This window comes from Nostoc sp. FACHB-110, assembly GCF_014697425.1.
GTDB lineage: Bacteria > Cyanobacteriota > Cyanobacteriia > Cyanobacteriales > Nostocaceae > Nostoc_B.
Genome location: NZ_JACJRU010000007.1, coordinates 166973 through 179088, shown reverse-complemented (window position 1 = coordinate 179088; position 12116 = coordinate 166973). Strand labels below are relative to the sequence as shown.

General features: G+C 36.8%; 13 protein-coding genes. 7 read left to right on the top strand and 6 right to left on the bottom strand.

Annotated features, from left to right (window positions below; genetic code table 11):
* Window position 1: 1 nt before the first annotated feature.
* Window positions 2–934, top strand: coding sequence for an NAD-dependent epimerase/dehydratase family protein (locus tag H6G69_RS09845; RefSeq protein ID WP_190685256.1), 933 nt, complete (start codon window positions 2–4; stop codon window positions 932–934).
* A 4-nt stretch (window positions 935–938) separates the two neighbouring features.
* On the opposite strand, the gene H6G69_RS09840 is transcribed toward H6G69_RS09845, so the two are convergent.
* Entirely contained in the window at window positions 939–1664 is a 726-nt protein-coding gene (locus tag H6G69_RS09840; protein WP_190685253.1) for a Uma2 family endonuclease, read from the bottom strand.
* Between the two features lie 106 nt (window positions 1665–1770).
* Here H6G69_RS09840 and rfbB point away from each other — a divergent pair, with 106 nt between their 5' ends.
* Together rfbB and rfbA are read left to right on the top strand one after the other, a co-directional pair.
* On the top strand, window positions 1771–2841 hold the full coding sequence (gene rfbB / locus H6G69_RS09835) for a dTDP-glucose 4,6-dehydratase (RefSeq protein WP_190685250.1): 1071 nt from the start codon (window positions 1771–1773) through the stop codon (window positions 2839–2841).
* Window positions 2838–3746: a glucose-1-phosphate thymidylyltransferase RfbA gene (rfbA, locus tag H6G69_RS09830; RefSeq protein WP_190685247.1), complete on the top strand. Its 909-nt coding sequence runs from the start codon at window positions 2838–2840 to the stop codon at window positions 3744–3746. The genes rfbB and rfbA overlap by 4 nt, the downstream gene beginning before the upstream one ends.
* Window positions 3747–3787: 41 nt before the next feature.
* Here the strand turns inward: rfbA and pgsA are convergent, their stop codons facing one another.
* On the bottom strand, window positions 3788–4306 hold the full coding sequence (pgsA, locus tag H6G69_RS09825; protein WP_190685244.1) for a CDP-diacylglycerol--glycerol-3-phosphate 3-phosphatidyltransferase: 519 nt from the start codon (window positions 4304–4306) through the stop codon (window positions 3788–3790).
* Between the two features lie 20 nt (window positions 4307–4326).
* Window positions 4327–4890, bottom strand: coding sequence for a Uma2 family endonuclease (locus tag H6G69_RS09820; protein ID WP_190685241.1), 564 nt, complete (start codon window positions 4888–4890; stop codon window positions 4327–4329).
* Window positions 4891–5028: 138 nt separating this feature from the next.
* Between H6G69_RS09820 and H6G69_RS09815 the strand changes: the two genes are divergently transcribed.
* The gene (locus H6G69_RS09815; RefSeq protein ID WP_190685238.1) at window positions 5029–6447 is read left to right on the top strand and encodes an aspartate ammonia-lyase; all 1419 of its coding nucleotides are present in this window, start codon (window positions 5029–5031) and stop codon (window positions 6445–6447) included.
* A gap of 125 nt (window positions 6448–6572) precedes the next feature.
* The gene (locus H6G69_RS09810; RefSeq protein ID WP_190685235.1) at window positions 6573–6791 is read left to right on the top strand and encodes a toxin-antitoxin system HicB family antitoxin; all 219 of its coding nucleotides are present in this window, start codon (window positions 6573–6575) and stop codon (window positions 6789–6791) included.
* Window positions 6792–6942: 151 nt separating this feature from the next.
* Here H6G69_RS09810 and H6G69_RS09805 read toward each other — a convergent pair whose 3' ends face one another.
* From H6G69_RS09805 to H6G69_RS09795, 3 genes are all read right to left on the bottom strand, one after another.
* Complete coding sequence (locus H6G69_RS09805) at window positions 6943–8226, bottom strand: ATP-binding protein (protein ID WP_190685231.1); 1284 nt, start codon at window positions 8224–8226, stop codon at window positions 6943–6945.
* 422 nt (window positions 8227–8648) lie between these two features.
* Window positions 8649–9038, bottom strand: a complete 390-nt coding sequence (locus tag H6G69_RS09800) for a hypothetical protein (protein WP_190685228.1) — start codon at window positions 9036–9038, stop codon at window positions 8649–8651.
* 25 nt (window positions 9039–9063) lie between these two features.
* Entirely contained in the window at window positions 9064–9618 is a 555-nt protein-coding gene (locus H6G69_RS09795) for a hypothetical protein (protein ID WP_190685226.1), read from the bottom strand.
* Between the two features lie 406 nt (window positions 9619–10024).
* On the opposite strand from H6G69_RS09795, the gene H6G69_RS09790 reads away from it, so the two are divergent.
* Together H6G69_RS09790 and H6G69_RS09785 are read left to right on the top strand one after the other, a co-directional pair.
* Window positions 10025–10996 (top strand): DUF362 domain-containing protein, encoded by a 972-nt coding sequence (locus H6G69_RS09790; protein WP_190685223.1) that lies wholly within the window; start codon window positions 10025–10027, stop codon window positions 10994–10996.
* Window positions 10997–11903: 907 nt separating this feature from the next.
* Complete coding sequence (locus tag H6G69_RS09785; RefSeq protein ID WP_190685220.1) at window positions 11904–12092, top strand: hypothetical protein; 189 nt, start codon at window positions 11904–11906, stop codon at window positions 12090–12092.
* Window positions 12093–12116: the final 24 nt, after the last annotated feature.

Here is a 12116-nt window from a genome sequence, read left to right as displayed (position 1 = left end):
TATGCGAATTTTGATTATGGGTGGCACTAGGTTCATTGGTGTTTACCTAACTCAGATACTTTTAGAACAAGGGCATGAGGTGGTACTGTTCAATCGTGGTAATCGTGCTGTACCGCCAGGAGTAGGACAAATTATAGGCGATCGCACGGATGCAACACAGCTAAAGGAAAAATTATCACAAGAAAATTTTGACATTATTTTTGACAATAATGGTCGAGAATTAAGTGATACTCAGCCTTTAGCAGAAATTTTTGCCGGGCGGGTGCAACATTTTGTTTATATGAGTTCGGCAGGGGTATATCTTAAATCTGACCAATTACCCCATGTGGAAGGGGATGCAATCGACCCGAAAAGTCGGCATAAGGGTAAATATGAAACGGAAGCTTACTTAGCGGAAAAAGGCTTACCTTTTACCTCTATTCGCCCAACTTATATTTATGGGCCACAAAATTACAATGATTTAGAAAGTTGGTTTTTTGATAGAATTGTGCGCGATCGCCCAATTGCTATCCCCGGTAACGGTTTACACATTACCCAATTTGGTCATGTCAAAGATTTGGCAACAGCTATGTCTTTGGTTGTGGGTAATCAAACAGCAGTTGGACAGATTTATAATATCTCAGGCGATCGCTTTGTTACATTTGATGGTTTAGCTCGTGCTTGTGCGGCTTCGGCTGGCAAATCACCTGATGCACTCAAAATAGTTCACTACGACCCGAAAAAATTTGATTTTGGCAAGCGCAAAGCTTTTCCGATGCGCGTGCAACATTTCTTCGCGTCGGTAAATAAAGCTCAAATCGAATTAAATTGGCAGCCTGAGTATGATTTAGTTTCTGGACTTGCAGATTCCTTCCAAAATGATTATCTCGCTAGTGGTCGAGATCAGAAGGAAATTGATTTTTCTGTAGACGAAGAAATTTTACAATCTGTCTAGAAATTTATATTTGGTTGGGGTCAATTCCCAACTCTCTTAGCTTGGCAGCTAATCTCTCAACCTTCTGGTTTTCCTGCTCTACAGGAGTAGGAACCCAATTTCCCGAGGCATCATACCAGCGCAACCATAACCGTTCAATTCCTTGATAAGTTCCTTGCCAAAGTCCTAACCCCAACTGCAAACTAGGCATCCAAATTCTTGGTGTAGTTAAATCTATTTCACTGTAGCGGTCTGCAACCAGTTGAAATGCTTGTAATTTGTCAGTGTAGCGGTCGAAGACAATATAGTAAGGAACTCGTAAAATCCGTTCATAAACTTCCCATTTCGTGGGCGGTTGGTTAACCTCTCTTAGAGTTTGTCCTAAATCTTCTTTTTCTGTCCCAGGAGATAATAATTCAACTACAACAAAAGGTGCGACACCTTCTTGCCAAATTACGTAACTTAAACGTAAATCTTTTTGTTCATAGAGATGAGATATACCCAAAACCGCGAACCAGTCTGGGCGTTTATACCATAATGGATGGTGCAGGTCGTAGTAGAGATTTAAATCGCTAGCAACAAATACTTGTTCAGATGGGTAGTTGGGAAGCAAGAAAGTGTCTTCTAAAAGGCGGGGTTGCCAAAGATGAAATTGGTCGGGCAAGCCTGGCTCCTGTGGATCTTCACTCTTGAGATCATACATTGTAGGTAAAGTTTCTTTTGCAGGGCGAGGTGGGTCTGTTTGATACATAAAGTAGCATCCTAATGATGGTTTAAAAACAAGTATGGATTTAGGCTAGTGCTAATTAAGTTTATTCATAGATTGTTGAATTGATTTTAATTATAGATGAAATATTATGCAGACAGTATTGGTAACAGGTGGTGCAGGATTTATCGGTGCTAACTTTACGCTTGTAGCACGAAGAAATAATTGGATTAATATTATTAATTTAGATAAATTAACCTATGCAAGTAATTTAGATAATTTAGGAGAAATCAAAGATGATATAAATTATCATTTTGTCCAGGGAGATATTGGTAACATTGAACTAGTTAGTTATTTACTAGATAAGTATCAACCTCAGGCAATTATTAATTTTGCTGCCGAAACTCATGTTGATCGGTCTATATTTAGTCCCCAGTCTTTTATTCAAACTAATGTAGTTGGAACTTTTAATTTACTGGAAGCAACTCGATTTTATTGGCAGAAACTCTCGCTGCAAAACCAGCAAAACTTTCGCTTCATTCACGTATCTACAGATGAAGTATACGGCTCACTGAAGGTGCAAGACCCAGCTTTTCGAGAAGATACGCCCTATGCACCTAATAGTCCTTATGCAGCATCTAAAGCAGCCTCAGATCATTTTGTCAGAGCTTACTATCACACTTACGGGTTGCCGACTTTAACAACAAATTGCTCGAATAATTATGGGCCAAGACAATTCCCTGAAAAACTGATACCTTTGACTATCCTGAATGCTTTGGATGGCAAACCTCTACCAATATATGGTGATGGTCAAAACATTCGAGATTGGCTTTATGTGATTGACCATTGTGAAGCTATTTATCTGGTTCTGCAAAATGGCAAAATTGGGGAAACTTATAATATTGGCGGAATGAATGAACAAACTAATTTAAGAGTAGTTAAAAAAATATGCACCATTCTTGATGAATTAGCTCCTCAATCTACTTCTTATGCTGACTTGATAACTTTTGTAGCTGACCGTCCTGGTCATGATTGGAGGTATGCAATTGATTGTACAAAAATTAGTAGCGAATTAGGCTGGCAACCAAAAGAAAACTTTGATAGTGGTTTATTCAAAACAGTGCAATGGTATTTGAATAATTCAAATTGGGTGCAACAAGTACGTTCAGGTGCTTACCAGAACTGGCTGAAACAAAACTACGAAAATCGGACAACCAAATGAAAGGAATTATTTTAGCTGGTGGCTTTGGTACACGTCTTTATCCAATTACCAATGTTGTGAGTAAACAACTAATGCCGATTTATGACAAGCCAATGATTTATTATCCCTTGTCTGTGTTAATGTTGGCAGGAATTAGAGAAATTTTAATTATTTCTACACCCAAAGATTTACCTTTGTTGCAACAACTTTTAAAAGATGGTAGTCAGTGGGGTTTGCAGTTTAGTTATATTGAACAGCCTTATCCAGAAGGATTAGCTCAGGCTTTTATTTTGGGTAAAGAGTTTATTGCCAATGAACCAGTTTGCTTAATTTTAGGTGACAACATTTTTTATGGTAATGGTTTAATAGAAGTTTTAATGAGAGCCTCCCAATTAAAAGAAGGCGGACTGATATTCGGTTATCAAGTAAAAGACCCAAGGGCGTATGGAGTAATTGAATTTGATGCGGGAGGTTGGGTAATAGGTATAGAAGAAAAGCCTGTATTGCCTAAGTCTAAATATGTAATTCCGGGGATATATTTTTACGATGATCAAGTGGTAGATATTGCTGCTAAACTTAAGCCTTCTGCTCGTAATGAGTTAGAAATTACTGATGTGAATATGGCTTATTTAAAGCAAGGTAAATTAAGAGTTGAGCTTTTAGGCAGAGGATATGCTTGGTTAGATGCAGGAACTCATGAATCTTTACATCAAGCTGCTAGTTTTATTCAAACTTTAGAAGAAAGACAAGGGTTAAAGATAGCTTGTATTGAAGAGATAGCTTACACTCAAGGCTACATTGATGTCTCTCAATTACAGCAATTGATTGAACCACTGGCAAAAAGTAGCTATGGTCAATATTTAATGACAATTTTAGAAGATGATTATCTCATTGGCAGAAGTCCACAATGTTTCATTAATTCGTAGTAAACATTCTGCCTAACTTTGCGTACCTCTGCGTTGAAATATTATTCAACATTACTAACCTTTGGTGGTAAAAGATAAATTACACCCGATATTAAAGTTAAAGCAACAGAAATCCAAAAGGCAATTAATGATGAAGTTTGCCACTCTACTGATAAAGGTGCAATTAAAAGTGCGATCGCAATTATTTGACTCACGGTCTTCAGTTTACCCCAAATATTCGCCCCCGAAATTTTTGTTTGATTAACTCGCCAACCTGCGATCGCTAATTCCCGCGCTAAAATCAAAAACACTCCCCATGCTGGTACTTTCCCCAATTCAATCAACACCATCAACGGCGCAAGTACCAAAAATTTATCTACTAAAGGATCTAAAAATTTACCTAAATCACTAATTTGGTTGAGTTTCCGTGCTAAATATCCATCTAACCAGTCAGTAGATGCAGCAATCAGAAAAATTGTCAAGCATATCCATCTAGATTGCGGCGTGGGATTGTACAAACCATAAACTAAAAATGGCACACCAAGAAGCCGAGAAAAAGTAATCCAGTTGGGTAGCGTCATGATTTAGGTCGAGGAACTATTTATAATTTTAACCAACCAAATAATTGTCCCAATGTCAAATGTAAATCACTGACTAAATCGGGAACTGGCAATATATCTTCTTCGTTTTCTAAATATATAATTTGCTGGTGAGGCGGATAAACTAAAACACACAATTCCTCTGGGTCAATTAACCAACCTAAGCTAGTACCATGATTTAAACAATGTAAAATATTTTTGGTAACTTTGGTTGTACTTTGTTCAGGAGAGAGAATTTCAATTGTCCAATCTGGATACGTATTAAAAACGTTGGCAATATTACCTTTTTCATCTACAGGAATCCGATTCCAAGCAAATACCGCGACATCTGGAACCGTGGAATGTCCACCAAAAGTACAGCGTAATTCTGGAAAAGCAAATGCAGCCTTTTTAGGTTTGGCTACACCGTTAATTGTATTAACTAATTCACCTTGAAGTATGCTATGTTTACCTTGTGGCATAGGTTTTTGAATTATTTCACCATCAATATATTCACTGGCTGGTTTAGTTTCTGGTAATTGTAAAAATTCTTCTAAAGATATCTGGCGAGTTGGTGTTTTAATCATAATATTTACCTGCGCGTATTTAAACTCAAGGTTAGCTTAAATCAACTGATTGTGTACTGGAAGATTGTACATAGTAATAAGGGCGTGGGTGTCATTTACATGGCATGATCTGTATTTCGAGATCATCCAGACAATACTATGACTGACAATATAAATTTTCGCATTGAGCGCGACTCAATGGGCGATCGCCAAATTCCTAGTAATGTTTATTACGGCATTCAAACCCTACGGGCTACCGAAAATTTCCCAATTAGTGGGCTTAAACCCTTAAATACTTACGTAGATGCTTGCTTACTAATTAAAAAAGCTACTGCAATTGTTAACGGGGAATTAGATTGTATTTCCCCAGAGATTAGTCAAGCAATTATCAAAGCCACTGATGAAATCCTGGCTGGGGCGTTGCGTGACCAATTTGTGGTAGATGTTTATCAAGCTGGTGCGGGAACTTCGCACCACATGAATGTTAACGAAGTTTTAGCAAATCGGGCGTTAGAAATTCTCGGTGATGAAAAGGGTAATTACAAACGAGTTAATCCTAACGACCATGTGAACTACGGACAGTCTACCAATGATGTCATCCCAACAGCGATTCGCCTTGGCGGTTTATTAGCACTTTCTCATACATTACACCCAGCTTTAGATAAAGCGATCGCCGCCTTAGAAAACAAAGCGGTAGAATTTCAAAACATCGTCAAATCTGGTAGAACTCACATGCAGGATGCTGTACCTGTGCGTTTGGGTGATACTTTTGGTGCTTGGGCGCAAATTTTGACAGACCATCAAAACCGGATTTATACTGCCTCTGGAGACTTGATGGTGCTGGGTTTAGGCGGTAGCGCGTCTGGTACAGGTTTAAATACTCATCCTTTATATCGCGCCCGTGTGGTGGAAGTTCTCTCGGAATTACTCAATATGCCCTTAGAACCTGCGTCGCATTTAATGGCCGCAATGCAGAGTATGGCTCCGTTTGTCAATGTTTCTGGTGCTTTACGCAACTTAGCACAGGATTTAGTCAAAATATCTCATGATTTGCGGTTGATGGACTCTGGCCCAAAAACTGGCTTGAAAGAAATTCAACTTCCGCCTGTGCAACCAGGTTCTTCGATTATGCCCGGGAAATATAACCCAGTCATGGCAGAGATGACATCAATGGTGTGTTTTCAGGTGATGGGTTACGACAATGCGATCGCTTTTGCTGCCCAAGCGGGACAATTAGAATTAAATGTGATGATGCCATTGATTGCCTATAACTTGATTCACAGTATCGAAATTCTGGGTAATACTATCAGTGTGCTGACAGAACGTTGCATTGCGGGAATTACGGCTAACGAAGAACGTTGTTTAGCCTACGCGGAAGGTAGTTTGGCTTTAGTAACCGCATTGAATACCCACATTGGCTATCTAAATGCTGCTGATGTTGCCAAAGAATCATTAGCCAGTGGTAAATCTTTGCGACAGATTGTTTTAGAAAAAGGTCTGATGACGGAAACCCAATTAGCCGAAGTATTAGATTTAGAACAAATGAGTGGTATCTTACCTCTCAAGAGAGAATCTTAAATTAATCAGAAGCGATCGCCTGACATTGCTGATATTTATTTTAGGGCGATCGCTTTTGAGTTTTTTAACTATTTCCTAACTTATCAATATTAAAGCCTGAAGAAATTATTAGGAGTTAAACAAAAATGGCAACTTTAACTATTCGTTTACCAGACGATAAACATAATAGATTGAAAGAACTTGCTCAAGCTAAAGGTATAAGTGTCAATACACTGATTGAAGAACTCTCCACAATAGCTTTAGCTGAATTTGATTCCCAGACAAGATTTAAAGCAATGGCTGTAACTGGTAGCGCAGAAGAAGGTTTGAAAATTTTAGCTAAACTCGATACTTTGACAGATTAGATAAAGATTTTGCCAAAATCTCTAATTTAAGAATAGAAGATTGGACAATATCTTAAAGCGATCGCTTTTACAAAAGTCTGATTATTGGAGGTGCGATCGCTTGTTGTCAAACTATCTGAAGGAATGCGATCGGTGTTTACAGATTATTCATTCAATTTGTTGAGACTTGTTCTTCTTTCGACATTTCTTCATAAATTTCATCCGCTGTTACTTCTTTTAGCCTGATTGAATCTCTAATCAACCTTCGGCTCTGCTTAACTTCATCAATTGCTTTCAAGTATTCCTCTGTAGATATAATTTCTTGCAAACCACGATCAAATTTTTCTAGTAGAGTAATGCAGGACTTATAGACTACATTTGCTAGATCAGAACCAGAAAAGCCCTCCGATTTTGCTGCCAAAAGTTGAAAGTCTAATTGTTGGTGTCCTGGTAAATTAGTAGGCGTATGTTTCTCTAAAATTATTGCCCTACCCTTTTCATCTGGCAAAGGAAACTCAATATGATCTAATATGCGCCTGCGAAAAGCAGGGTCATAATTAGATACCAGATTTGTAGCAAATAAAATTACTCCATTAAACTTAGCCAATTCTATCAGCATTACCGAACGGGTGTTATTGACAGCAGTATCATAGGACTGCTGAACATCTTCCACACGTCTTCCCAAAAAAGAATCTGCTTCATCAAAAAATAAAACAGCATCATTTTTTGAGGCTTCCTCAAAAACGATCTTGATATGTTTTGAAGTATCACCTACATACTTAGATTCTAAACCAGCATAGTTAACAACCATTAATGACTTATTCAGTTTTTTAGCTATGGCTTCAGCCGCAAAAGTTTTACCTGTACCTGGCAAACCCACCAAATTTAGTGACACAGCTAATTTATTTTTAAATCCTGCAATATCTTTTAGTCCCCATTGATCAAATAAAATGTGCTGATGTTTAATTATGATTAAATTTCTCAATATCCTTTTTTTTAAATCTTCTGGTAGTATCAAATCATCCATTGTGGCTTGAGGTTCAATTATCTCAAACAAATTTAACTCACTTTTTTCTTCTGTACTTGAAATAGGATTATTGTCTTCACCTTCTATAGGATGATAATTTGCTAAATGAATATGTAGTGTACTTCCAACTCTTTCATTTTTTAATGGTTCACTCAATAGGGCCTTCAGAATTTCATTACCCTGTTCTTTGGAAATATGTCCTGAAACGCTAATTTCTCGCAGATCACTACGAAGATGTGAAAATGGGCTTTTTCTAGAAATCAAAGATAATTGCGTACCACCTCTCATCAATATTTCTGTGTCTTTTACTGAAGGAGCAAATAGTATATGTGTATATTGATTATCTTTTAAATAGTATTCTAGTTGCTTTCTCACAAATTTATCTATCTCAGTACTATGTTCAGTAGGGAAAAGTGAAATAAATTTCATTTTTTGAACCTCATATATGAAAATTTGTTTCTATTCACTGCAATCAAGATTTTTTATTAAAGCTTGAGCTGCTTATAAGCTTACATCCACTTTCAGCACATAAATTCTGTCTTCCTAAGCTCAATATAATCTACCGAGTTCGATTGTGTATTTTTAGCCACGATACATAATTTTTCGGTATTTCTTCTCAAAGTAGATGTTACCTGTTATTTATTCAGATAATCTTAGAGGATGTTTGTAAAGTCATGAAAAATACTAAAAACCACTCTCCAAACCTCTCCCCGACAATGAGAGAGGCCTTGAAACTCCTAATTGCTCGTGAGTGTTAGGGGCTAGGGGGGTTAGGTTTTTCAGATTTTGATGTTAACAACAATACTTTTAAAACATCCTCTTACTTAACTATTCGGAATAAAAAATCATAATTATTTATTCGTTACTACATACATTTTTGCCTTGTTATACGTGTAATTTTGCCATTTATCTCTTTCATTTAATGTTAAAGGTACTGAATGCTCATTTTCTCTTTTCGCAGATAGTACAAGCTGATCTAATATTGCTGCTTTATTACTATCATTCATTTCTTGTACCTGAACATTGTTTTTTTTCAATTCATCTTGAAGTGCATTTTGTGAAACTCGAAAACTTTCTGGCCCTGTTGATACAATAATATCATTTCGCTTAATAAGATTATGGATAGATTTTATCCAACCTGTGACTGAATCAATTATTTTGCTAATAACAGAATCCAACCAATAACTAAATTCATCCCAAGCATTTCCAATAAAATTGAAAAAATCATCTAAAAAATCCATAGTGCATATTCTCCATCTAAAGCAATTAGTTATAACGTTTTATATTCCAAACCTTTGCCTTTCTAGAACCTGTTTCCGGCCAGTTACGTATACTTTGATTACTCCATTGGCTAGTATCAATATCAATTGGAATTTCCTCTTTAATAATAGGTGGCTGCCCTTTTGAAATCAGCAACACAATAAATACAGGTTGACCATTAACTTTACCAATAGTTAAGGCTACGTCATCAGTATCTTCATTTAAATAATCTTCCAAAGTTTCATATAGTTGATTTGGAATTATTAGCTTTTCTCCAACAAGAGTTTGACAAAATTCATCTAATTCATTAAAAATTGATTTAATAGCATCGGAAAATGAATTTAATGAATCCAAAATATTTATCTTACGAAAGTAATTAGAAAGTTTGGGAATTTTTCCGGCACTAGTCCACCTAGTGTCAGAGCCTTCTTGGCATACTTTTGTATCTATGCTAATTAAATTTTTACTAATAAGTTGTTTCCATTCTTTTACAGTCAATTGCTCAAGAATAACTTTATATCCAATTAATTGAGAATTTTCTTCGTGATTGAAAAAGTTCATAAATGAATATCTCCATCGTGTAATATTCGCTATTTACTTAAAGTAACAACTTCTTAATTAACAAAAGTAATCTTTTGTTGAATTATATGATTTCCCCATTCCAAGTATTTTGCTTGCACTCCTCATATTCGTATCAACCAAAATTAAGTTGATAGCTTAAGAATAAAAAATTAACCCTAAATTGTCCCTAGCGGAATGTTGGGTTTTAAACCTATCAAAATGTGAGGTCGAGAAACTGCAAATTTTTGATGGGGTGACAAGTGCTTGAGTGCGATCGCTCAGACTCAATTCGGCGAAAATATTATTGGCATCAAACCTAACGTGCTAATCTGCTCGTTATTCTTGCTTTTGGCAAATAGATACAGCACTTACAATTACTGAATCACTTAAACGCAATTATCTACCCATGCAGACTCAAAAACCCTCTGTCAGCTTAATCAGGGCTACTTCATACGAGAGCGAAGCTTTACGGGAATCCTTAATTACTTTGCTAGAACCGCTTGGGGGAATAGCCGCTTTTGTCAAACCAGGACAAAAAGTATTACTCAAGCCTAACCTTCTAACTGGCGCACGTCCGACAAAAGAATGCACTACCCGCGCTGAACTGGTTTATGAAGTTGCCAAATTGGTAATTGCAGCAGGCGGTAAACCTTTTTTAGGGGATAGTCCAGCTTTTGGTAGTGCTAGGGGTGTAGCAATTGCCAATGGCTATCTACCTTTAATAGAAGAACTCAATCTTTCAATCAGCGAATTTCACGGTAAGCGTTACCAAACAGTCAGTGAAAATTTCAATCATCTGCTACTTTGCAAAGAAGCAATGGAAGCTGATGTGATTATTAATTTGCCCAAAGTTAAATCACATATGCAGCTAACTTTAACATTGGGCGTAAAAAATTTGTTTGGTTGTGTTCCCGGTAAAATGAAAGCTTGGTGGCATATGGAAGCCGGAAAAGATGCTAACCGTTTTGGCGAAATGTTAGTCGAAACAGCTAAGGCAATTAACCCAGATTTAACTATTTTGGATGGCATTATTGGCCACGAAGGAAATGGCCCCAGTGCTGGAGAACCCCGGGAATTGGGCGTTTTGGCTGCTGCTACCAATGTATTCGCTTTAGATAGGGCAATGTTAGAAGTGCTGAATGTACCACCGCATCAAGTTCCAACTGTTGCGGCTGCTCAACGACTAAATATTTGCCCTGAATTAGCTGAAATCGAGTTTCCTAATTTACATCCTGATTTATTACAAATTACAGATTGGCGTTTACCCGATAAACTAATGCCAATTGATTTTGCGATGCCGCGTGTTATTAGATCAACATTTAAACACCTTTACATTCGATTCATCAAAGAACCTATGAGTGCTTATGGTAAAGGTTAGTTTATTTTGCAATTTTGCTAAATAGGCAAGTGCCAATTCTGCTACAACAACAGCACAATTAGCGAAGTAATCTGTAAATACCCTCCGATTGCTTAACCAAACCGCCCTAATGTAGTGGCGGTTTTTTATTGCCCTGATTTGTATGGAAGATTATCTATATTCTTAATATTAAGTATATCGTTTGACAGATTTAAATAAAAAATTAGCCATTAGTCGTAGATATAAAATATTGAGCGATCGCACAGGTATTCTCACTCTACCTAGATATAGATTGACAAACTCAAAGTAATATTACATAACACTATTATGCAAAGTTAACAACTTCATTTTGCAGGTGAACATGGTATAACTAACGTTCACTTAAGTAGTTATGTAGGTGCTAATTTGGAAAAATTTTATGGTTACAACAGCCTGATTACCTATATTTGACTAACCCGAAATTGCTGTACAGCCAAGCTTAGTGAACTAGATTAAACCCTAAATTAGTTCAGTATTATTTCGGTATGGAGAAACGGCGATAAAAATCATCTGAATCTGGAAAACCAGCATTGGCTAAATATTTTCAGATGTTACAATATTAGCAAATCTCTGTTTAGTAAGCTAAAAATTAAGCTATGTGGGTAAAAAAAAATGTATTCTTTGATGCTTTTTATTAACCATTGCTTAACCCAAAGATGACATTGTATAGCAACGAAGCGTAACATATTAACCACTTAGCCAATTCCGAAATGTTCACCTGTAACCTTGTATCAAGATTGTCGGAGATAAAATTATTGTTATGACACTAGCCAAAGTGGTTCATATTTTTGACTGCTACACAGTAGCCAGGAAAAAATCGCTAAGATAGCCTTAAGGCTCTCTTTCAGAGAAAACATCAATCAAGTGAGTTGAATAATTTCAAATTTGTATGGATTCAAATAGTCAGTCTGCCAACCCAAACGATACATACTCCCAACGTATGGCAGACATTGTGGGAACCGCGATCGCTCTGTTAACTTTAACCTTACCAGTGTTTGTCATTGGCCATTATTCCTCTAACAATGTGCAAAATAATCAGCAACCCCTGACATACCAACTGGACAGAAACGCAGAGTAAACTAGTAAACTAGCCAGCTTATTG